This window comes from Bacillus sp. EB106-04-04-XG123 (assembly GCF_058791855.1).
Map to the genome: position 1 here is coordinate 895,409 of NZ_JBYTDZ010000001.1, position 21,970 is coordinate 917,378.

The 21,970-nt window shown below is 40.8% G+C and carries 26 protein-coding genes; 12 read left to right on the forward strand and 14 right to left on the reverse strand.

The annotated features are described in order from the left end of the window. Positions 1 to 202: 202 nt before the first annotated feature. From AC3WTB_RS04680 to AC3WTB_RS04690, 3 genes are all read left to right on the forward strand, one after another. Entirely contained in the window at positions 203 to 631 is a 429-nt protein-coding gene (locus AC3WTB_RS04680; protein WP_024425457.1) for an HIT family protein, read from the forward strand. A gap of 159 nt (positions 632 to 790) precedes the next feature. Further along, positions 791 to 1,870, forward strand: a complete 1,080-nt coding sequence (serC, locus tag AC3WTB_RS04685; protein WP_492333403.1) for a 3-phosphoserine/phosphohydroxythreonine transaminase — start codon at positions 791 to 793, stop codon at positions 1,868 to 1,870. A gap of 127 nt (positions 1,871 to 1,997) precedes the next feature. Further along, positions 1,998 to 2,516, forward strand: coding sequence for a tryptophan transporter (locus AC3WTB_RS04690; RefSeq protein WP_039177586.1), 519 nt, complete (start codon positions 1,998 to 2,000; stop codon positions 2,514 to 2,516). Between the two features lie 48 nt (positions 2,517 to 2,564). Here the strand turns inward: AC3WTB_RS04690 and yhzF are convergent, their stop codons facing one another. Further along, a complete protein-coding gene (gene yhzF / locus AC3WTB_RS04695; protein WP_024425454.1) occupies positions 2,565 to 2,756 on the reverse strand; it encodes a membrane protein YhzF in 192 nt (63 codons plus the stop codon). A 128-nt stretch (positions 2,757 to 2,884) separates the two neighbouring features. On the opposite strand from yhzF, the gene AC3WTB_RS04700 reads away from it, so the two are divergent. Continuing rightward, positions 2,885 to 3,241, forward strand: a complete 357-nt coding sequence (locus AC3WTB_RS04700; RefSeq protein ID WP_024425453.1) for a YtxH domain-containing protein — start codon at positions 2,885 to 2,887, stop codon at positions 3,239 to 3,241. Between the two features lie 187 nt (positions 3,242 to 3,428). Continuing rightward, positions 3,429 to 4,049: an HTH-type transcriptional regulator Hpr gene (locus tag AC3WTB_RS04705; protein WP_058838795.1), complete on the forward strand. Its 621-nt coding sequence runs from the start codon at positions 3,429 to 3,431 to the stop codon at positions 4,047 to 4,049. Here the strand turns inward: AC3WTB_RS04705 and AC3WTB_RS04710 are convergent. After that, positions 4,027 to 4,371, reverse strand: a complete 345-nt coding sequence (locus tag AC3WTB_RS04710) for a YhaI family protein (RefSeq protein WP_058838794.1) — start codon at positions 4,369 to 4,371, stop codon at positions 4,027 to 4,029. The genes AC3WTB_RS04705 and AC3WTB_RS04710 overlap by 23 nt on opposite strands. 232 nt (positions 4,372 to 4,603) lie before the next feature. On the opposite strand from AC3WTB_RS04710, the gene AC3WTB_RS04715 reads away from it, so the two are divergent. Together AC3WTB_RS04715 and AC3WTB_RS04720 are read left to right on the forward strand one after the other, a co-directional pair. After that, positions 4,604 to 5,125, forward strand: coding sequence for a DUF3267 domain-containing protein (locus AC3WTB_RS04715; RefSeq protein WP_039177576.1), 522 nt, complete (start codon positions 4,604 to 4,606; stop codon positions 5,123 to 5,125). Positions 5,126 to 5,207: 82 nt separating this feature from the next. Next, entirely contained in the window at positions 5,208 to 5,393 is a 186-nt protein-coding gene (locus AC3WTB_RS04720) for a hypothetical protein (protein WP_072368131.1), read from the forward strand. Positions 5,394 to 5,444: 51 nt separating this feature from the next. On the opposite strand, the gene AC3WTB_RS04725 is transcribed toward AC3WTB_RS04720, so the two are convergent. After that, on the reverse strand, positions 5,445 to 5,534 hold the full coding sequence (locus tag AC3WTB_RS04725) for a YjcZ family sporulation protein (RefSeq protein ID WP_017360317.1): 90 nt from the start codon (positions 5,532 to 5,534) through the stop codon (positions 5,445 to 5,447). Positions 5,535 to 5,679: 145 nt separating this feature from the next. Beyond that, on the reverse strand, positions 5,680 to 5,766 hold the full coding sequence (locus AC3WTB_RS04730; RefSeq protein ID WP_008361129.1) for a YjcZ family sporulation protein: 87 nt from the start codon (positions 5,764 to 5,766) through the stop codon (positions 5,680 to 5,682). 161 nt (positions 5,767 to 5,927) lie between these two features. Here AC3WTB_RS04730 and AC3WTB_RS04735 point away from each other — a divergent pair, with 161 nt between their 5' ends. Further along, the gene (locus AC3WTB_RS04735; RefSeq protein ID WP_039177572.1) at positions 5,928 to 6,806 is read left to right on the forward strand and encodes a peptidylprolyl isomerase; all 879 of its coding nucleotides are present in this window, start codon (positions 5,928 to 5,930) and stop codon (positions 6,804 to 6,806) included. A 53-nt stretch (positions 6,807 to 6,859) separates the two neighbouring features. On the opposite strand, the gene AC3WTB_RS04740 is transcribed toward AC3WTB_RS04735, so the two are convergent. From AC3WTB_RS04740 to AC3WTB_RS04755, 4 genes are all read right to left on the reverse strand, one after another. Further along, positions 6,860 to 7,090 carry a sporulation YhaL family protein gene (locus tag AC3WTB_RS04740; RefSeq protein WP_041089925.1) on the reverse strand — a complete coding sequence of 77 codons (231 nt, stop codon included), beginning with the start codon at positions 7,088 to 7,090 and terminating at the stop codon, positions 6,860 to 6,862. Between the two features lie 116 nt (positions 7,091 to 7,206). Further along, positions 7,207 to 8,154 carry a 3'-5' exoribonuclease YhaM gene (gene yhaM / locus AC3WTB_RS04745; protein WP_024425447.1) on the reverse strand — a complete coding sequence of 316 codons (948 nt, stop codon included), beginning with the start codon at positions 8,152 to 8,154 and terminating at the stop codon, positions 7,207 to 7,209. 62 nt (positions 8,155 to 8,216) lie between these two features. Further along, the gene (locus AC3WTB_RS04750) at positions 8,217 to 11,003 is read right to left on the reverse strand and encodes an ATP-binding protein (protein WP_492333404.1); all 2,787 of its coding nucleotides are present in this window, start codon (positions 11,001 to 11,003) and stop codon (positions 8,217 to 8,219) included. Positions 11,004 to 11,019: 16 nt separating this feature from the next. Continuing rightward, positions 11,020 to 12,234: a metallophosphoesterase family protein gene (locus AC3WTB_RS04755; protein ID WP_492333405.1), complete on the reverse strand. Its 1,215-nt coding sequence runs from the start codon at positions 12,232 to 12,234 to the stop codon at positions 11,020 to 11,022. Between the two features lie 171 nt (positions 12,235 to 12,405). Here AC3WTB_RS04755 and AC3WTB_RS04760 point away from each other — a divergent pair, with 171 nt between their 5' ends. Further along, on the forward strand, positions 12,406 to 12,594 hold the full coding sequence (locus AC3WTB_RS04760; protein ID WP_039177563.1) for a YhzD family protein: 189 nt from the start codon (positions 12,406 to 12,408) through the stop codon (positions 12,592 to 12,594). A gap of 223 nt (positions 12,595 to 12,817) precedes the next feature. Here the strand turns inward: AC3WTB_RS04760 and AC3WTB_RS04765 are convergent, their stop codons facing one another. Then, entirely contained in the window at positions 12,818 to 13,591 is a 774-nt protein-coding gene (locus AC3WTB_RS04765; RefSeq protein ID WP_492333406.1) for an enoyl-CoA hydratase, read from the reverse strand. Positions 13,592 to 13,772: 181 nt separating this feature from the next. On the opposite strand from AC3WTB_RS04765, the gene AC3WTB_RS04770 reads away from it, so the two are divergent. The 3 genes from AC3WTB_RS04770 (at position 13,773) to AC3WTB_RS04780 (ending at position 15,888) form a co-directional block, all read left to right on the forward strand. Continuing rightward, positions 13,773 to 14,099 (forward strand): potassium:proton antiporter, encoded by a 327-nt coding sequence (locus tag AC3WTB_RS04770; protein WP_458207999.1) that lies wholly within the window; start codon positions 13,773 to 13,775, stop codon positions 14,097 to 14,099. Between the two features lie 64 nt (positions 14,100 to 14,163). Continuing rightward, positions 14,164 to 14,661 (forward strand): cation:proton antiporter regulatory subunit, encoded by a 498-nt coding sequence (locus AC3WTB_RS04775; RefSeq protein ID WP_048238384.1) that lies wholly within the window; start codon positions 14,164 to 14,166, stop codon positions 14,659 to 14,661. Between the two features lie 3 nt (positions 14,662 to 14,664). Next, positions 14,665 to 15,888 carry a cation:proton antiporter gene (locus AC3WTB_RS04780; RefSeq protein ID WP_039177552.1) on the forward strand — a complete coding sequence of 408 codons (1,224 nt, stop codon included), beginning with the start codon at positions 14,665 to 14,667 and terminating at the stop codon, positions 15,886 to 15,888. A gap of 38 nt (positions 15,889 to 15,926) precedes the next feature. Here the strand turns inward: AC3WTB_RS04780 and AC3WTB_RS04785 are convergent, their stop codons facing one another. The 5 genes from AC3WTB_RS04785 to AC3WTB_RS04805 all read right to left on the reverse strand — a co-directional run bounded on the left by AC3WTB_RS04785 (position 15,927) and on the right by AC3WTB_RS04805 (position 21,817). Beyond that, the gene (locus tag AC3WTB_RS04785) at positions 15,927 to 17,201 is read right to left on the reverse strand and encodes a lysine N(6)-hydroxylase/L-ornithine N(5)-oxygenase family protein (RefSeq protein WP_492333407.1); all 1,275 of its coding nucleotides are present in this window, start codon (positions 17,199 to 17,201) and stop codon (positions 15,927 to 15,929) included. A gap of 75 nt (positions 17,202 to 17,276) precedes the next feature. Next, positions 17,277 to 18,776, reverse strand: coding sequence for a coproporphyrinogen III oxidase (locus tag AC3WTB_RS04790; RefSeq protein ID WP_144495327.1), 1,500 nt, complete (start codon positions 18,774 to 18,776; stop codon positions 17,277 to 17,279). Positions 18,777 to 18,889: 113 nt separating this feature from the next. Then, positions 18,890 to 19,756, reverse strand: coding sequence for a Cof-type HAD-IIB family hydrolase (locus AC3WTB_RS04795; protein ID WP_024426575.1), 867 nt, complete (start codon positions 19,754 to 19,756; stop codon positions 18,890 to 18,892). Positions 19,757 to 20,205: 449 nt separating this feature from the next. Continuing rightward, positions 20,206 to 20,562, reverse strand: a complete 357-nt coding sequence (locus tag AC3WTB_RS04800; protein WP_024425750.1) for a YlbF/YmcA family competence regulator — start codon at positions 20,560 to 20,562, stop codon at positions 20,206 to 20,208. 121 nt (positions 20,563 to 20,683) lie between these two features. Beyond that, positions 20,684 to 21,817, reverse strand: a complete 1,134-nt coding sequence (locus tag AC3WTB_RS04805) for a DUF445 domain-containing protein (protein ID WP_039177542.1) — start codon at positions 21,815 to 21,817, stop codon at positions 20,684 to 20,686. Positions 21,818 to 21,970 lie beyond the last annotated feature (153 nt).

The window sequence follows — 21,970 nt, forward strand, 5'->3', positions numbered from 1 at the left end:
AATGAGGTGTTTACGGCAGAAATAGCAGGCATATGAATTCTTTATTTCAGTAAATAGAGAATTCAAAAGGCATATCGAATGAAAGCATCAGCATTTCTTCTGCAGGAGCAGGATGAGCGACCAAAGGAGTTCGCTTGTCCTGTTTTCTTTTTTGCTTCTTTTTGTGATACGATAAAGGAAAAATAATGAGGAGTGACATGGCGTGAGCGACTGCATTTTTTGCAAGATCATTGATGGAGACATTCCATGTGCAAAAGTATATGAAGACGAGCATGTATTGGCTTTTCTTGATATCAGCCAAGTAACAAAAGGACATACCCTTGTAATCCCGAAAATACATAAAGAAAATATCTATGAGATGACACCAGAAGTGTCTAATCACTACTTCCAAGCGATTCCGAAAATTGCAAGGGCGATCAAACAGGAATTTGAACCAATTGGGTTAAACCTCCTGAACAACAACGGTGAAAAAGCCGGACAATCGGTGTTCCATTACCATATGCATATCATTCCGCGCTACGGCAAAGGCGATGGCTTTGGTGCCGTATGGAAATCACATCAAGATCAATACACGTCAGAGGATTTAAAAGACATTTCTTCTGCCATCCACACGCGGCTTACCTCATCTTAACAGATGAGGTTTTTCTTATTTTTGCCCCTTTTCATCGCTTTCACCTCTTAATAGTAAGATATTTTGAACGATTCAAATTTTTTGTCCAAATGCTTCAAATTTGTGATAGGATGGTTTTATCTTTTGATCCATTAACGCGAGAAATAGGGAGAGATTGTGATGAAGCGAACGACAAATTTTAATGCTGGTCCGGCGGCACTGCCGCTAGAAGTGCTTCAAAAAGCACAGGAAGAACTTGTTGATTTTAAACAAACTGGGATGTCTGTGATGGAGCTTTCTCATCGCAGCGGTGAATATGAAGAAGTCCACAATAAAGCAAAAGCGCTTTTGGTGGAACTGATGGACATTCCAGAAGATTATGAAGTCCTCTTTTTACAAGGCGGAGCTAGTCTTCAATTTGCGATGATTCCTATGAACTTCTTACATGAAGGCGAAACAGCTCATTTCATTCAAACAGGCGCATGGTCAGAAAAAGCATTGTCAGAAGCAAAAGGGTTTGGTCAGACAACTGTCTTTGCTTCAAGTGAAGATGACAACTACTCATATATTCCAGAAGTAGATGCTTCCGGTTTAACAGATGGTGCTTACTTACACATCACATCGAACAATACGATCTTCGGCACTCAGTGGAAAACGTTCCCGAACACGTCACTCCCGCTCATTGCGGATATGTCCAGTGATATTCTCAGTAAAAAAATAGACGTTTCTTCATTTGATTTCATCTATGCCGGGGCACAAAAAAACCTAGGTCCATCAGGTATCACGATTGTGATTGCGCGCAAACGTTTATTAGAGAAAGAGAAAAGCAGCACGCCAAAAATATTAAAATATTCAACACACGCAAAAGCTAACTCTCTTTATCACACACCACCGACTTTTGCGATTTATATGCTGTCGCTTGTCCTTGAGCATGTTAAACAAGCTGGCGGTGTAGAAGCAGCGGAAAAACGCAATGAACAAAAAGCAGGCATTCTCTACGATACAATTGATCAAAGCGGCGGTTTTTATCAAGGACATGCGCGTGCTGACAGCCGTTCGCATATGAATGTCACCTTTACTCTTCGTGATGATGCACTTACTTCTTCCTTTGTGGAAAAAGCAAAGCAAGAGCAGATGGTTGGACTTGCCGGCCACCGTTCTGTCGGTGGATGCAGAGCATCTATTTACAATGCGGTCTCAATTGAAGACTGCCAAAAGCTTGCGGACTTTATGAAAAAGTTCCAGCAAGAAAATGAATAAAAAGGCTTTTCTATAGGGAAATAAATTTGTTATAATAACGAGAAATATAAAGTCATGACTCTTGCAATAAATGATGAGCCATATTATTGGAGAGTCCTATAAGAGCTTAGCAGAGGAGAGCATAGAAATGAAAACAAAAGAATTAGTGATTATGTCATTGCTTGCAGCAATGGGAGCTGTTTTGCATACGATTTTCCCGCCCATCTTTTTCGGAATGAAACCTGATATGATGCTGGTCATGATGTTTTTAAGCATCATCCTTTTCCCAAAGGTTCAGCATGTCGTCGTGATTGCGCTAGTGACTGGTGTCATTTCTGCATTAACAACGGGATTCCCAGGCGGACAAATTCCGAATATGATTGATAAGCCAGTGACAGCCTTTATCTTCCTAGCCCTTTTCTTATCTTGCTCGAAGATAAAGAACAAAGTCGTGCTGACCGCTGTGTTAACTGCGATTGGAACCATCGTATCCGGCGTGATTTTCTTATCTGCCGCTTTACTGATCACTGGACTGCCAGCTGCATTACCGGCACTTCTTGTGGGCGTCGTCCTGCCAGCAGCCGTGATTAATACCATCGCTATGGTATTTGTCTTCCCAATTGCTCAGTCTATTCTGAGACGTGCAAGAATGATAGAAGTTGCTTAACGAATAACCGAACCTCTTCATGATAGATGAAGAGGTTTTTTCATGCTTTTATAAAAGAAAAAGGGTCAGCAGCAAAATGAGGAGCGAAATCCCTGCACCTGCCGCACACACAAGTGCTTTTTGCTTTAAGACATGTTTTGGCGGATAAGACCCTGCATACCCAAGCTGTCTTGCATAATGAATAGAACCACCTGTAAAAACGATGACGATACACATAAAAACGAACAGAAAGACAGACAACCTTCTCCCCTCCCTTTTCTTCAAAAGTATGCTAAAATAAAGCAAGCTATGTATGGAAGTTCAATGAAGCTGATCGTCAGCTCAGAGAGAACATGCGAATGTGTAAAATTTGACTAGAGGTGATTTGAATGGCTAGTGGACGTTCTTTATTAACAGGATTATTTGTAGGCGGTCTCCTCGGAGGTGCGGCAGTGCTCCTGACGACTCCCTCTTCTGGCAGAGATGTGCGCGGAAAAGTGAAAGACGGCTATGACAAATTCGAAGATACGCTGACAAAATTAAAAAGAGATGGACAAGCTTTAAAAGAGCAAATTGTGGAAACAGCAAAAGAAAGCGCAGAGGTGATTAAAGAAGTCGGATCTGAATTGCAAACATCGATTCAGCAATGGCGCGAAGAAATCAAACCTCATCAGCAGGACTTACAAAAGGAAATTCAGGAAATTGAGGAAAAGCTTAAACAACTGGAGAAAACCTTACAAAACTAATATACTCACAAAAAAATATTCGTTTACAAAAGTGTGCGGGGTGCGTATCCCGCACTTTTTTTGTTGAAAAAAGGTTATTTTGTCAATGTTTTTCATGACTTTTAAAAATTCTTGAATTTTCAGCTTTATTAATCTTTATTTTATTGGCATAATAGAATTACAAGAAAAAGAGAAGTAGGTGAAATGGATGAATCATTCGGAACAGCCTTTCGATGTAAAAGAAGCACTTTTATTCAGTCAAAGAATGGCCCAATTGAGCAAAGCTCTTTGGAAATCCATTGAAAAGGACTGGCAGCAGTGGATCAAACCGTATAACCTAAATATCAATGAACATCATATTTTGTGGATTGCGTATCAATTAAAAGGAGCTTCAATATCAGAAATTGCAAAGTTTGGCGTCATGCATGTATCAACGGCGTTTAACTTCTCCAAGAAACTGGAGGAACGAGGATTTTTAAAATTTTCTAAAAAGTTAAACGATAAACGCAATACGTATATTGAACTAACGCCAAAAGGCGAAGAGACATTCCATAAACTACTCGAAGATTATGACCCGGCTCGAACTGGTATTGTCAAAGGCGCACAGCCGCTTCATGACATTTACGGAAAGTTCCCTGAGATTTTAGAAATGATGTGTATCATCCGAAACATTTATGGTGAGGATTTCATGGAGATTTTTGAGAAATCGTTTTCAAACATTGAGAAGGACTTTTTGAATGAGCGAGGAAGAGTCAAGAAAAAGACTGAGGAACTTGAAAACTCAGCGGAGGCAGCAGAAAAAGCGGCTAACACAAATCAAATTGTTTAATGATCTTTATAAATTCATTCATTAGCGGCTGAAAGAGCCCTTGATCATGCAAAGCAAATATCGTCTCATGAACATCCAGCTTTTCAATTAACTGTCCCGCAAATAGCGCAAGGAGATCGTCAAACATGACGTAGCCTTGTGCTTTTTGCTTATCCATTTCCTCTGAAAGCTCAGCACAAATACGCTCAATTTCCTCTGCCTCTTCTTTCGATACACGCTGCCTGATCAATAACGCGTAATATGGATAACGGCTCATATCGGTTGCCGTCAATAAAAGTTCCATATAATATTCAAGCTGGCTCATTCGTTCCTCAATACTCATGTACGTTCCCTCTTTCTCTTAGTCCTTCTATTTTAGCCGAAATTACTCATTGACGAAAGAGACGAACCTCCCCCTTCTGTTCTTTTTTCTTGAAAAATCCAAAGTTTCCTCTCTTTATTCCATTTGAAGGCAGCATTTTATTTTTTTTCATCAAAACCATTGATTTTTATCCTCAGGAAGAGTAAATTATCTTGAGATATTCAATTCGATTTTTAGATTGGAAGGATGAAAAATGAATTGTTGGAAGACCATTAATCTTGAAAAGGATTATGGTTATACGAGAATGATGATTTCTGCCATAAGTCTTGCTATCCTTTTTTTCATTATGGCATTTTTATGTTTTCAACTGACTCATCCTGAAACGAGGCTAAGCAGCCATAACGCACCGCTTTTTGCCGTGCTCTTACTTGTGACATTGCTTGTCCACCGTGTGGTTCACTTGATCCCAGTGATGAAAAACAAGAAAAAAATGACGCTATTTATGAAACGAAATTGCTGGCAGCGCGTGCCTAAAAAAGTGATGCTTTTTTCACTTCTCAGCCCGTTTTGTGTCATCTCACCGGTTTACTTTGTATTAGGCGTGGCGTTTCCTATGTACGCACACTATTTTATCATCATCGCAAGTATACATGCAGGCTATTGTTTGCCTGACTTTTTATTTGCATGGAAGCTACTCAAAGCACCTAAATCCTGCATCATCGATCAAGCTCAAGACGAGTTTGATATTTTAGTTGACCAAACTTCCTCATCATGAGGTTTTTAAAGCCAACTTCTATCTTTTTCATAAAAAATTTGGTAATGTAGTATGGGAATAGCATAGAGAGGGGGGATCTCCGATAGTTTTATTTTACTTCATCGTCTTTGCCGCGTTTATTGTGTATTCAATAAACAGGCTTACTAATACATTATGCCTTGTCAGAGAGATTCCTGAAGAACGGCAAGATAAGGTGTTTCGCTTTATCAATGTATCGATACTGATCTTACTTATCTCATCATTTGTTGAAATTACCATTTCCATTTAAGATCAAAGCAAAAGCTGCCAATTTGAGGGCAGCTTTTTGTGTATATTTTAATTAGCAAATCCAAGATGCACCGATGATGATCAATAAGATGAATAATACGACGACTAGTGCAAAACCGCCAGCAAAGACTTCTCCTCCCATGTAAAAACACCTCCTGCCAGTTCTTCCTCTGTTCTAAGCTCAGTGTATGCAGAAAAATAAAAAGCGTTTAGGCACCTGTCATCGTTTGAAAAAAGAACCGCCCTCACGCACGGCAGGACGGCTCCCTTCTGTCACAGCGATTTAATTAGTAAAGATATGCTGCACCAACGATGATCAGCAAAATGAATAGCACGACCAATAAAGCAAACCCATTAGAATATCCTGCTCCCATATAATTCAGCCTCCTTTTTGTGATCACTATATGTGTATGTCGCGCGCAATTTTTTGACTAGACGAATGCCCTTCCATTTGCATTTCTTTTTACAGCATGTCACAATATGTTATGATACAAGCAATGATAAATAAATTGGAAAGATTAGGAGTGTTTTTTGAATGAAAAAAATGGCTTTAGCAGCTGTAACAGCAGTAAGTGTTTTAACTCTTGGCGCATGCAGTAGCGGTGATAAAGATGTAATCGCAACAACAAAATCAGGAGATGTCACAAAAGGAGAACTTTATACAACTCTTAAGAAACAAGCAGGTGGAGATGCTCTAAACCTACTTGTTCAACAAAAGGTTCTTGCTGACAAATACAAAGTATCCGATAAAGAAATCGATAAGAAATTGGAAGAATATAAAAAGACACTTGGTGAAGATCGTTTAAAACAGCTTCAAGATGAATTCGGTAAAGATTACATCAAAGATCAAGTGAAATATGAGCTGCTGACTCAAAAGGCTGCCAAAGCTAACATCAAAATCACTGATAAAGAAGTCAAAGCGTATTACGATGACCTTAAAGGGAAAATCCGCGCAAGCCATATTTTAGTAGCTGATAAGAAAACAGCTGACGAAGTGGAAAAGAAATTAGATAAAGGTGAAAAATGGGATGCCCTTGTCTCTGAATATTCAACTGATACTGCTTCAGCTGCACAAGGCGGCGATGTAGGCTGGTTCGCAAAAGAAGGCCAAATGGACGAGAACTTCAGTAAGGCTGCTTTCAAACTAAAAGTAAATGAAATCAGTAAGCCAGTAAAATCCCAATTCGGCTACCATATCATTAAAAAGACCGAAGAACGTGGTAAATATGATGACATGAAAGCGGACTTGAAAAAAGAACTGCTTGACCAAAAACAAGCAGACACAAATGAAATCCAAAACATCTTAAACAAATTAGTAAAAGATGCTGATGTGAAAGTAAAAGATAAAGAGCTTGAAAAAACGTTCAAAGAAAAATCTGAACAGCCTGCACAAAATCAGCAGACTCAACAGTAATCACAAAAAACCCCTCTGCCATCATCGTGCAGAGGGGTTTTTGTATGACTAGATTAAGCAATCGAATGATCTTCATGTGCCGCAGTATCCTGTGATCTTTTCACCTGCTGATCCTGACGTCTGCGCTCTCTTTCCTGTTCCATTCGCTCGATAAAAATTTCTCCTTCCTTTTCAATAAAGGATTGATCAATTTCTTGCTCCTCTTTGGCTGTTGTCATTAATTTATACGCACAGAAAATAATGCCGATGATACAGGCATACACCCACCACGGAAAAAACAACATTTTTTCATCGCCTCCTTTTCTTAAGGACATTCCTCTCTTCCTTTGTGTTACATGCTTATGCGAAAAGAAGACAAGTTATGAAAAAAACGCCCGCATAAACGGACGTTTTGACATGATTATTCGTGATGGAAGGTTGGTTTATAAAACGAACGATTCTCAAGTGCAAAAATACGTTCTGTATATTCTCCTGGTTTCACATGCTCAAGCGCACGATCCATCATGTTCATTTTCGCATCTAAATTATCAATATAGTGGAGAATTTCAGCCTCTTTCACCATTGGTGGTTTCGGGCTGCCCCACTCTCCTTTTCCATGATGACTTAGGACTAAGTGCTGTAAAATGAGAATTTCTTCTGAATCAATGCTAAGCTCTTCCGCCGCTTTCGCAATTTCTGTCACCATGATGGAAATGTGGCCAATTAAATTCCCTTCCACTGTATATGTGGTAGAGACTGGACCTGAAAGCTCTTTTACTTTCCCTAAGTCATGAAGAATGATGCCTGAATATAAAAGATCTCGATCTAGTGATGGATATAGGTCAACAATGGATTTTGCTAAATGCAGCATGGACACGACGTGGTAGGCGAGTCCAGAGACAAATTCGTGATGATTTTTTGTCGCTGCTGGATAATCAGCAAATTCCTGTCCATATTTCTTCAGCAAATGCCTTGTAACACGCTGAATATTAGGGTTTTTCATATCAAAGATATATTGCATAATCGTATCCATCATATCGTGTTTTGGAATAGGAGCTGTTTCGAGAAAATCATCAATTCGAATTTGCTCGTTTTCAGCAACAGGGCGTATATTCCTAAGCTTCAGCTGATTCCTCCCGCGATAATGATGAATGTCGCCTACTACCTTCACGATGGTTTGCGGGCCATAGGTGATTTCATCATTCTGCTTTGCATCCCATAGTTTCGCCTCAATATCTCCACTTTGATCTTGAAGAATGAGCGTTAAAAATGGTTTGCCATTACTTGCAATCCCTTTAGTAGATGATTTAATTAATAAATGCAGGTCAACTTGTTCGCCGACATCATAGGTCATGATCCCTTTAGCCATTCAATAAAAGCTCCTTCCATGTTTCTGCTCATATAAGTATAACATAAGTCATTATTTGTCAATCATTCAACTGCTAAACTTGTAATCTGTCCATCTTCTGCTGCCTGCGCCATATGCTGATGACAGGTAAAATAAAACAGCTGTGTTTCAAAACGCGTGAGTTCATTCATCAACTCCAGCACTCTTCCTAGACGAACATGATCAAAATGAACGAAGCTGTCATCCATCATAAACGGAAGCTGACATTCCTGCTGATGCGACAAGGCGAGTGCAAAACGAATCGCAAGATAGACTTGTTCACATGTTGCCTGTGAGAGCTCTTCTGGGCGGAATATTCGTCCATCCAGCCTTTTCACGATCAGCCGGTCATCCTCGGGTGAAAATAAAATGGCTTCATATCGATCATTCGTTAACGGCTGAATAAAGCTTGAAGCTGTTTGCAGCAATGCTGGCAGCCTTGTTTCTTTATGCTCATTCAATTTTTCTCGAATGACGGAGCGGACAAGCTGAATTGCCGCCCATTTTTTCGCAAGGTGCTTTGCATGCTCCTGCTCAGCTGCAAGCTGATGAGTCAAATCAGACACCGTACCAGAAGCTTCTATTTGCCGGATTTCCACTGCTCGTTCTGCCAGGCGTTTTTCCATATTTGCCGCATTCGACTGTACGTTATTCAGGTGCTGCTTCGCTTCTGCACACTCTTCTTCAAGAAGACGCAATCCTTTGCGAACAATCGATTCTTCCTCATCAAAGCAGCCGCTTCTATGCAGCTCTTGATTCAGCTGCTGCAAATGGGAAAGCCGTTCCCGATATTCTTTCGATAAATGAGAAAGGATTTGGTAATCTTTTTTGGACTCTGCTTCTACTTGACGAAAAAGCGCGTCCATTTGTTTTTCGTAATAGTCAATTTCCCCTTCTAGCGTCGTGATCTGCTGTTTCACATGTTGAATCGATACATCCAATGTCTGACGTTCTTTTTCTCTTTTCGCCTCATCTTTCAATATCTCTTGAAAGGCCAAGATATTCTCTTGAATGGTGCCTTCCTTTCGTTGAAGGAGACTGCTTAACGCTTCCACCCTATGCTCATAATTGGATTGCTGGCCGGCAAGCTCGTCTATTTCCCGGCTAAGCCCCTCATATCCCGCTGTATCCGTTTTTAATTGCTTCAGAATAAGGAAGGCTTCTACAAGGAAAGAAAGCTCTGAGGACAAGCCCAGCTGTCTTTTCTTTTCCTCTACTTGCTGCTGGACAGGTTCCAGCTCCAGCTCCCAGTCTTCATATTGCCGGATGATCCTTTCGTACAAAAGCTCCTTCTGCCTCACAAGCGTTTCAGCTGAAGCTGCCTGCACTTGGAAGGAATCGAATGTTCCCACGCCGCTTCCCTGTTTCACCTGTATTGCTTTCAAAAATGGGTAAATGGCAAAAAAAACAAAAACAGAAAATCCCGCAAATAAGAAAGTAATCCACCATTCTGTTAAAAAGAAAAGGACAAGCAGAAATGCAGCATCAAACATCACCATCACAGGAAATAACCACGCCCGGGAATGAACCTGTTTCTCTTTTGTTCTTGTTTCCCCAGTTTCCACTGTACTGTGCGATTTGGCCTGCTGTTCCTTTAATCCTTTTAAAGCGGTTTCCGCTTCTTCCAGCTCATGTCTTGCATGATCAAACCGGTCATCCAGCTGTGCCTTTCTGTCCATTAAACGAACATATTGGCTGACAGCCTCCTTTAATTCCCACTCAAATTCAAGGGAGTCGTCGATCTGATCGAGCTTGACTGAACGCTGCCACTTCAGCTTCGCTGCGGCTTCGTCCATTTTTTGCTTCAATGAATCACGTTCTGCTTTACATTCTGCTAAGCGATTTTTGACACGTTTAGCATGAGATGATTCATCAACGACACGCTTCATCTCCAGTAACGTATCCTTGTCATGAAGCGGTTGAACTTGGGCCAGGGAGGTTTGCAAATGATCTAATTTTTGCTTTAGTGCAGTCATTTGAGCCTTTTTCGGGTGAAGGTGTGATTCTAATTTATCCAATTCATGCTCTGTTTCTGCTTTAAAGCGTTTGACTCGTTCTGGATAACGGGCTAATTCTTTTTTTAACTCCAGCTTCTTCTCTATCATGGGATAAAGTCGAATGTATTCAGTTAACTGCTGAATCTGTTCTTCTGTCTGCTTCATTTCATTTTGAAGCGTTGCGATCGTCTCTATGAATTCAGAATGCTCCCGTTTTTTTTCTGTATAGCGGCCTTCTGCCAATCTAGCTTGTTTCAGCTGGCCAGTCAGCTCTTTTAAACGATCAAGTTGCTGGTTTAATTCTGGCTTGCGTCCATTTGGTTTAAACAGCTGCTCCTGCTGCTTAAGCAGCCTGCTCTCCATCTTGGAGGCCGCATCTGAGCCAAATAAACTTGAGAAAAGCAGAAATTCACCGATTTGATCTTCGTTTAAGGCTTGGACATTTTGCAGTCCAAACACATCAAATGAGTAGATTGATTGGAATAATCTGCGATCCGTTCCCTTTAAAAGAGTCCGTAGGAATGCTTCGTCTTTCACTTCACCATTCGGTAAAAACACCTGTGCTTCACCGCCTCGATCGGACGATCTCTCAATGTGAATGACACCTAACTCTTCATCTAAGCAAGTGAGGGAGCCGCCATAGAAAGAACCTTGTTTCGACTTGTACATCTTGTTTTTTGAAAAACCAAATAACATCGACTCAATAAACGCCTTCAATGTCGTTTTCCCCGATTCATTCAGGCCGTAAACTAGCTGAAAACCGTCAGCAGAAAAGTGAAAGGTTCGATTTGAAAATTTCCCGAAATTCGCTATATGGAGTGAACGTATTTTCATCATACCTCTCCTTTTCTCATAATTGCTTCAGCTGTTCCGTCAGCAGCCTTTGTGCTTCTTCTTTTATATCCACTTCATCCTCTTTTGTGAGCGCTTTTCCTGACTTTCTGTAGGTTGGGTGACGCTTGATCGGTGAAAGCAGCTCTTCATATGACTCAAACTGTGCAATTTCTGTAGTGAGTTCCTTCAAAAAAGAATCCTCTGGATAGATCACATCCTCATTTGTTCGGCAGTCAATTGACATCACCCAAACGAACACGTCTTCATCTTCCTCCTGCTCATGAAAAACAGTCATCAGCTCTTCGAGGACCTCAAGCTGTGTATGCTCAAAGTAAGAAGGCGCATCACCTATCAATTCAATTCTCACAAAATGAGGAATGCCTTCCTCTTTCAGCTTATTGATTTTGCCTTCCACAAGTGTGACAAGGTCCGTCATATGAGCCGTTTCTGTGATGTCTATTGCCAGTGTCTCAAAGATGATATCTGCACAGCTGATAAAATCCGCTGTGTGAGAATCTTCAGAGAGGTGAATCAAGTAACAGCCTTTTTCTCCCGTTTCTTTTATATGTCTGCCCTGCACATTACCAGGATAAATAATATATGGATCTTCATGCAGAAGGGCTCTTTTATGTATATGTCCGAGCGCCCAATAATCAAAATCTTGCGAAAGGAGCTGCTGAAGCTGAAATGGGGCGTAGGCATCATGGCCTTCTTGTCCGGCTAATGTACCGTGAAGCATTGCAATGTGATAGGCAGCATCTGTCGTTTTGACATAATGAGATGTCATATTTTCATAGACAGCCCGCTCTTTATAGCTAAACCCATAAATGCTCGCGACAAGCTGATCCCCTCGATAATAGGAGTGATCACTTGGTGTACTGCTCGAAAAGACATGTACATTCTCAGGCCACTCAATCGGTGTCCATTCACCGCCTAAATGATCATGATTCCCATAAATAATAAAAACTTCAATCCCATGTGTTTGCAGTCTTACAAACTGGTTTCTTAAAAAGAGCTGTGCTTTCAGGCTGCGATTGGATTCATCAAATAAATCTCCGCTCAGCAGCACAAAGTCTACTTCTCGCGCAACGGCAAGATCAAACATGTTCTTAGCACTTTGAAATGTACTTTCTTTGAGCCGCTTAAATATAGAATTAGGTATAGTCGACATTCCTGCAAATGGACTGTCTAAATGTAAATCTGCGGCATGAATAAAGGTGAGCTTAGTCAAACGTCTATCTCCTTGTCCGATACTGTCATTGTCCATATTTTATCATGCCATTTTTACGAATGCACGTTCTATCACTCTCATTCTACAAAACACATTTTTAAGGGCTAAAAAAGAGGTTTTGTCTTATTCCATGTTTAATTACATTAAAAACAGAGGAAAGGAAGATGAGGGATGGAGAAGACATACTTTTTAACCGTATTTGACCGGTCGGGTGAGACTTTATTAAATGAAAAAATCACAGCGGATAGTGACGAGAAGGCAAAGGAATTAGGACGTCATCGCTTAATGGAACAGCAATACACAAAGCATTCTCATCGACTCGTTGATCCAGCAGGCAAGCTGCTTTTATTTGAACGTTAAAAAGCCAGCTTTCGCCGGCCCAGATTGTTGACAAAGGGCTAAAATGATCTTGATTTTAGCCCTTTGTCTTCTTTTCAGCGTGATAGAAAACCTTTGAAGTCTAGGAAGGACGAGCACAGGAGCGGAACGAATTTGACATTCGTGAGCACCGGAGCGCAGACCTGACACCGAATGCGAGGGTTTGTCTACACGCTGAGCCGGCTTTCGCCGGCCTTATGTTCATCTATGCTTTTTGAAAGACAGGTCGTCTTTTTTCTAAAAAGGCCTGTATACCTTCCTTATGATCATGACTTTTTCTCAGTCTTGCCTGTGCTGCTCTCTCTTTTTGAAGAACTGCTAAGAGCTTTGATTCTGACTGCTGGAAATAGATCATCTTTGTTTCGATAAAGGCTTGAAGCGGCATGTTCATAAACGACTTCACACACACTTTTTGGTACGCATCGACCTCTTCTTGGAACAGCCCGTCTGCAAGGCGCACCTTTAACGCTTCTTCAGCCGGCAGCTTTTGTCCGCTCCAAATCAATTGTTTGGCGGTTTGCTCACTGACTCTTTTTGTGAGGAAAAAATGCCCCCCGCCATCTGGAATTAATCCTACCCCATTAAAATTCATGGCAAGTTTTGCATCGTGATGCATAAACAAGTAGTCACAGCTTAGGGCAAAGCTAAAAGCGAGGCCTGCTGCTGACCCGTGGACAAGCGCAATCGTCACTTTTTTCATACTAGCTAGTGAAAGTGTAATTCCCTCGATCAAATCCATCACACGATGGAAATCTTCTTCACTTTCCTGCTTAAGCATCATCCCAATATCTCCGCCTGCTGAAAATCCTTTTCCCTCTCCCTTGATGACAACGACTTTAGCACTGCTTTCCTCCGCTGCATCACATGCTTCTTTGAATTCAGCAAACATGTCCACATGAAACGAATTATAAGCTTCAGGCCTATTGAAAGCGATTTCAAAAACATCCCCGTCTAACTGACAATTGATATATGTCATCATCCATCCCCCTTTTTGTTTAAAAGCTCATAACTTACTTCCATTTCCATCAAGTAAAACCTTTTTCTCTAAACAAAAAATTTCAAGATCAATTGATACTAAAATAAGCATAATCATTGAAACAAGAAATATATTTTTATATAGTAAAATAAGAAAGAAAATAAATTTGAAAGGAGGAGGATGATTGATCAGATGTTCCATCATGATATTGGTTAGCTTCATCGTCATGTTTTCTCCTTTTTCAAATGTCGTTTTTGCGTCACAAGCAGAAGCGAGCACACCTAGCCTGATTTCTCCATCCATCTATGATGAAGAAATCAATGCTGTGAAGACACCTTCATTTTCAAAAAAACATGCTTCATCTATTTTGTTGAAGGACAGATTATCAATGGCGGATGCCAAAACTTTTCTGTCAAAGCTTGCCCCATCATCTGCATTATCCATTGATCTTTGTTTTTTGGAAATGAAGTGTGCGATCCCCGTTATGTATCAATCTAATTACCTCTACTGATTCATTTTATTTCATCCGTATTTACTATACGAAAAACACAGCCTATCAAATTCGGAGGGATAAAATGAACATTAAAGAAAATGATCTTCCTGGGATCGGAAAGAAATTTGAAATTGAAACGAGAAATAGAGAAAAGATGACGATTGTGATTCATGATGATGGCAGACGGGAAATTTATCGTTTTGACGATGATGATCCAGATGAAGTGCTGTCTACCATTTCACTCGATGATGCTGAATCCCGGCAAATCGCTGCTATTATCGGCGGTATGGTGTATAAACCGCAGGCACTAGAAACCATTGAAATGGCCTTCAATGACCTGATCATTGAATGGTTTAAGGTCGAAAAAGGTGCAAAAGCGGTGGGACATACACTCGGTGATTTAGATGTGAGACAAAATTATGAAGTCACCGTGATTGCGATCATTAAACATACAAATGAAAAATTACTCAACCCTGGTGCCGATTCGATTATTCAAGCAAATGATACGATGGTCATTTCGGGCGAAAGAAAACACTTGAAGCGATTGATACGTGATTTTCTTTCTAGAGGGGGAGAGTGATGAATGGATCATTTAGTCTTTGAAGTTGGGACGGCGCTTATTCTTATCGCCATCGCCAGCTTAATCGCCAATAAAATTAAATTTTCTATCATCCCTTTTCTCATTGTCCTCGGAATGATTGTTGGGCCGCATGCTCCAACTATCGGGATCATTGATTTAAAATTTATCGAAAGCACCGAGATTATTTCGTTTTTTGGCAGAATGGGCGTCCTGTTCCTGCTTTTCTATCTTGGACTTGAGTTCTCTGTCGGAAAACTCATTAAATCTGGTAAATCCATTGCAGTCGGCGGATCTATTTATATTTTGATCAACTTCAGCTTAGGACTGCTCTACGGTTTTATCACAGGGTTTGGATTCCTTGAGGTTCTCATTATGGCAGGAGTGATTACCATTTCATCCAGCGCCATTGTGGCCAAAGTCCTTGTCGATTTGAAACGGACGGCAAATCCTGAAACAGAGTTAATTCTAGGGATTATTATGTTTGAGGATATTTTCCTTGCCGTTTATTTATCCGTCGTATCAGGTCTTGTCCTAGGAGATGCCACTACTGTTGGCGGTGCCTTATTATCTATTTTAATCGCTTTTGGTTATATGATGCTTTTCTTTATCATTGCGCGAAAGCTGCCAAAACTATTAAACAAGTTGTTTGATATCCGTTCGAACGAAGTGTTCATCATTGTGATATTTGCGGCTTTGTTCTTTGTCGCTGGTTTCTCAGAAACGATTCATGTAGCAGAGGCTATTGGGGCTCTCTTACTTGGTCTTGTTTTCTCAGAAACAGAGCACTCTGACCGCATCGAGCACCTCGTGGTTCCGTTTAGAGATTTCTTTGGAGCAATGTTCTTTTTCAGCTTTGGTCTCAGTATTGATCCATTTACATTGGGTGATGCCTTCTGGCTTGCGATCGGCGCTGTGATGCTTACCTTAATTGGGAACTTCACTGCCGGAATGTTTGCTGGACGGAGAGCTGGATTTTCTCATAAAGCCTCTTCTAATATTGGATTAACCATCGTATCGAGAGGAGAGTTTTCAATCATTGTTGCCGAGCTTGGCATTGCGGGCGGACTTGCCGCTACTTTGAAGCCCTTTGCTGCATTGTATGTCTTAATCCTTGCGATTTTAGGACCGCTCGTAACGAAAGAATCTAAGAAAATCTATCAAATCCTAAACAAAATCTTCAAATGGAAACCTGAAAAACCAAAAGTAAAAAAAGAAACGACGATCTAATAAAAAAGGGGCCCTATGCTTGGGCCCTTTTTTATGTCTTATTCAAATTGCTGAAATGCAGTTTCTTGCTTGACTGGCGCTTCCTCGCCCCCGCGAATGGTTTGAATCACTTTCTGGTTGCGGTAAATCGATAGTTTTAAATTGGTCGCCGCTGTTCCATGAGAATGATCAAGATTCGTGAATGTAAAGAAATGATTTGAGCGCTTGTCTTTGAACACAAGACTGAAGTCGTCTGTCACTTTAAAATGCGCATCACTTTCCCATTCAATCAGAGGTTCATATGCGTCAAACCATTCAGGGATATTCGGTGTGTACCCTGTGGCTAATACGGCATGTTCTGCTGTTATGCTTTTTTCTTTCTTCAGCTGCCACTGTCTGAGGTGCAGCTCTAAGGGCTGCTGCTTTCCTATTTGAATCGCTTCAAGCTCGGTCATTGGCTGAATGATCACAGATGGCTCTTCACCTGAAACAGAGCGATGATACAATTCCTGATAAATGCGCGAAAGCGTCGATGCATCGATGCCATTTCTTAATCCTGTCAGCCTAGGCAATGTGTTCATACGTTCTTCATAAGGAAGCGAATGAAAATACTCGACATACTTTGGTGTAAAAAGCTCTTGGCCAAGCTCAGCCGTCTCCAGCTCTCTAAATTCACTAGAACGCGTAAACCACGAAAGCTGCTGGCCTTTCTTTTGATGCTGTAGCAGGTCTAAGAAAATTTCGGCTGCACTCTGCCCTGAACCGATCACCGCCACCGACTCAGCTTCGTGAAGTGATTTCTGCTGTTCTAAATAACGGCTGCTATGGGTCACATATGGGTATGCTGCTTCAGGCACATCGACCGGAATCATCGGTTTGCTTCCTGTTCCAAGCACGACATGCTTTGCACGATACTCAGATAGTGAACCATCTTTCAATCGTCTGACTTTCACAAGGTAGCCTTCTTGGCAGTCCGTCACTTCTTCTACCTTCATCCCAAACTGACAGCTATCTAACTCTCCTGCAACCCATGATAAATACTCATTGAATTCTCTCCGCGGGATATCAAACTGTTCAAATGTATAGAAGCGGTGAAGTCTATTTGATTCATGTAAATAATTTAAAAATGTATACCTGCTCCTTGGATTCGCCATTGTGACAAGGTCTGCTAAAAAGGAAACTTGTAAATCCGTTCCTTTGATCAGCATACCGGGATGCCAAGCAAACTCAGACTCCTGTTCAAAAAAACAGCATGAGACATCCTCATACTCCTCTAACAAAGCGGCCAATCCTAAATTGGCGGGCCCAATCCCAATTCCGATCACATCTATCATATGTACACCTGCTTTAACTTTTTATCACTTATATACCCTTTTACAAATGAAAAAAACACTGCGTCATCGCAGTGTTTAAACGTGAGAAACAAATAATGATTCAAGGAATTGAATTTTCTCTTCTGTATAATGTTCATAGCGGTCATTATACGATTTTGGATCTTTTGGATTGGCATACTGCGTAATTTTCCCTGACCGTGGATCAATGAATTTACTTGCTGCACCGCACCCAATGCCAATGATTGTCTGTACTTCTTCCATGATGATGATATTATACAAGCTTTCCTGTCCATCTAATGAATATCCGACATTTTCGAGATTTCCCAAAATATTTTTTTGTCTATATAAATAATATGGGTAATAATGATGCGCTTTCGTCCAAGTGACCGCTTCATCCATCATACGTGTGATTTCTTCTCGGTCTGCTACTTGGTATTTCTCCTTATTGCGCGTCATTTCAGATGCTCTTTTAAAGGAAAGTGTATGCACAGTTAAAGATTCAGGCTTGAGTTCCTCAGTCTGCTGCAAGGAGTGCTGGAATTCTTTGAGCCCTTCTCCCGGCAGTCCAATGATTAAGTCCATATTGATATTATTCATGCCGTACTGTCTTGATAAGTGATACTTTTCAATCGTTTCTTCCACACTATGATGCCGGCCAATAGCCTTTAGTGTTTCATTCTCATACGATTGCGGGTTAATGCTAATCCGGTCAATATTGTAGCGGTTTAGCACCTCTAGCTTATCAGGCGAAATCGTATCAGGACGCCCTGCTTCGACAGTTACTTCCCGTATATGCTTCACATCAGGGAACGAGCGATACATTTCTTCATACAGCAAATCCATTTCTTCCGCTGTGATGCTCGTTGGCGTGCCTCCGCCAAAGTAAACGGTCGTCACTTTGATCCCATGTTCTTTTAGCCATTCGCCCATTTTTTGCATTTCATAATGCAGACCAAACAAAAACGTTCCCACTCTACCAGCTTGTCCTTTAATGGCGTAAGCAGGGAACGTACAATAAGCACATTTTGTGGGGCAGAAAGGAATGCCTATATAAATACTCACTTCCTGCTGAAGGTCATACAGATCTGGAATGGCTTTAAGCTGACGGTCGACAATCTCCTGCATCAAATTGATTTTTTCATCATGAATCAAGTAATCACGCTTTAATGCCGCATGTGCATCTTCCTTTGACATGCCCTCTCTCAGCATCTTATGGAGCAATTTCGTAGGACGTATTCCTGTGAGAATCCCCCACTTTTGTGTCATTCCTGTGTGCTCCTGAAGCAAGTGTAAATAAACAGACAGCACTGTGTTTTTGATTTGCTTCCAGCGCTCCTTATCGTTCAAGTTCTTTGGGAGATCCCGTGAAAAACGACTGGTGATATCTGATCCATCGATATAGCCAGACGCTTTCACCATGCCATTTTCTTCCTTCCAACTAAATTCCATGACCAAACCATCATCAAATTCACTTGGTTCAAAAATCACTTCACTATCTTCTTCAAATAAATTGGCTATATTGACAAGCGGGCGATGAAATCGTTCATCTGACAGCCCTTTAATTAAAATTCGCATCATATCACCTTTATCTTCAAACTTGTTTCATTTTACAAAATTCATGTAGGAAAAGCAATGAAGGGAACAGACGAAGGCCCTGTCATTTCTTGATTGACAGGGCCTTCACTGTATTATCTTTTAATATCAAATTGATGTAAAAATCCTTCTCTTTGCTGCATTCTAAAGTATTCCTTGATCATGTAAGCCACACCCTGTTCATCGTGCGAGCGCGTCACCCAATCTGCTTTGCGCTTGACATCATTGGAGGCATTCCCCATAGCAACCCCTAAACCAGCCAATTCAAGCATTGGAATGTCATCTGTTCCATGTCCAATAACGACCGTATCTTCTAAAGTAAAACCGAGTGCAGAGGTTAAGAGAGAAAGTCCCGCTTCTTTCGAAACCCCTTTGCAGACAATATTCATTTTCTCATCACTGATCCTAATAAGATCAACAGATGGGAATGCTTGTTGAATGGTCCTGTGAATCTCAGGCTGAAGCTCCGCTGTCGAATATACTTCAATCACTGGTGTACTGACCGGTTCATCCATCAGCATATCACTTAACGATTCAACAAACTGAACGGGATAGAAAATTGGATCAGACGGATGAATGAGCGTCTTTCCCATCAGCTGAGACTGCGTTTTTTTCCGGTTGCCGATCGAGAATTTTTCATGCAGCAAGCGGACATTACAATCGAAGCTTTCAAGGATTTGCACAAGATTAAATGTCTTTTCTTCCGTTAATTTTTTCACATGAAGCGGCTCATCGAGTTTATCCGCGATAAATGCACCACTATGCGTCACAAGGGTTGATGTTGGAATCTTCAACGCCTTGGCAATTTTTTGAGCGGAACGAAAATGCCGGTTGGTGACAATCGTCACGTAAACCCCTTTTTTCTTTACATATTCCACAGCTTCTTTTGTAGCGGAATGGATTTTACCATTGGAACGAAGTAACGTCCCATCTATATTGAGTGCAAGTAGTTTTTTTGACACTGAGGCATCCCCCTTCTTGATGACTGTACTTACGATGAGGATATGCCCTAGCTTGGCGCTTTAGAACATGCAGTTGAAAGAGCCCCAGGTTATGAATAGATGGATAAATAAAAAAAGCCTACCCCTAGGCTTTTTTTTATGTATGGTTTGGATGCGTTACAATGGAGTGATGAAGCTCCCCATGATCCCCTTATCTTTCACACACCAAAGCATTGCTTATATCAGATCCCCTTATGCTTTGCGTTTCTCCCAGAAGCGCTTCTCTCTCGTTTGGCTCACTGCCTTAAATCCCAAGTGAAACGCACCCAATTGTCCCTTGAGAGCGCCTTTTTGAAAGCACTTTCAATATAAGTATTATCGCAGAATTTATGTGCTTCGACAACCTTTTTTTAAAAGATATTGAGGAGAAAAGATAAAACAAAAAAGGGCGAATGACATCGCCCTTTCCATTAGTTTTCTTCTGGATTCCCATAAAGCTCTTCAAGTGGCTTCATGATAATTTTATTTAATTCACCGATAAGAACACTCACACGTTGTTCTGCTTCCATCAACTGAGAGATTTTGTCGTGCTGCTGAACAAGCGCAACTGTTTTTTGAGCTTGCTCCACTTCTTCTTGTGTGATCTCTTGACCAGTCATTTGTTTTTGTTGAAGGTTTACTTGAATGTCACGGAAGTTCTCAAACATTCTTTTAGAGGACTCATCCGCGTTTACCTCATCATAAAGATTTCTTAAAGTTGAATATTCTTCGCTATGACGCAATGCTTTTTCAAGGTCATATGCAACATCGTAAAGATTTACAGACATGTTATGTCTCCTTTCTATCCGTTATCACCGATATGATCGGCGGACACCACTCCACTATAACAAACTATGGCTTTCGTTTCACATATATACAATGAATTCATTAAAATTTCTCTAGCTTGTCTTAGAATAGAGCCACAAAAACAGCCTGGATAGCACCAATCATCCCGCCTAAAAGACCGCCTAGAAATGTAATCATTTTCAGCTCCTTATTGGAGATGCTGACTACTAGCTCTTCCATTTTTTCAAGCGGGAAAAGTTCAATTTGTTCACGAATGATATCTTCAAATTGCAGCTTAGCAAGCAGACCCTCTAAAGCATTTGAAGCCGCTCCGATTCCCTTATCAATCAACACTGGCGCAAAGTGTGTTTTAAGATCATCCGCGACAGCACTGACGTATATCCCAACAGGTTTGTCTAATATCAGCTTTGTAGAGAAATGAGAAAGCAATTGATTTTTCACACTAAAAATAAGTTCCTTCACATTCCATTTTTCATCAAGCTCATGAAGAGAAAATTGCTTCACCTTGTCCCATTCTTGAACAAGCAAATCTGATAAAAATCTTTTTGTTTCTGCGTTTCTTAAAAACTTGATGATTTCGGGATGTACACGATCAATTAAGCTTGAATTCCCTAGAAACATTTGGACCATACTGCCAAGCATTCCCCGTTCTTTTAAGAAATCATCAATCATATTGCCAAGCCTTGCTTTGCCTTCATCACTTTCAAAATAATGAATGCCTCTCTTTAAAATATAATCTGCTGCATTTGGAATTTTCGATGATATTTTGTTTTCCACTTCTACAGGGAGCAATTCAGATAAAGTTTGCTGGTTATAAGTTTCAAGCAGTGACTTGAGCTTCTGATCAGACCACTGATGGAGCCATTTATCTGCTTTGACATCAGCCTCTGTCACGCCGAATCTTTCTAGCAGGGAGAATACGGTTATCTCCATATTTGCGCCTTTGTCAATATATCGATGGACTGTACGCAGGATCTCTTGCTTTGCCTCGGATGATTCAAATCGCTTTTGAATACCTTCTGGCGTGAGCAAATGCTCCATAACCATGACACCAACCTGCTTGGCTACTTCGTCTCTTCTTTTAGGGATAAGCCCTGGTGTAAATGGAAGCTGTTTTCCGAATAAGTAATATGGCTTATAAGGCCGAAAAAGCATTTTAATTGCAAGATGGTTTGTCGCTGCTCCTATGACTGCGCCGATAACAATCATAAAGATAAACGTTGTGAATATATTCAAAGTCGTCATCTACCTTTCAAACAACACCCGATGTTTATTGTTTTGATCTATACGTATTATAGTTGTTGTCAAGTTTCCAAGCAAATGAAGTATGCAGCGAGACATATGATCAAGCGATCTGTCGTAATGATAAAGGAGCGCAAGCTTTAAGTA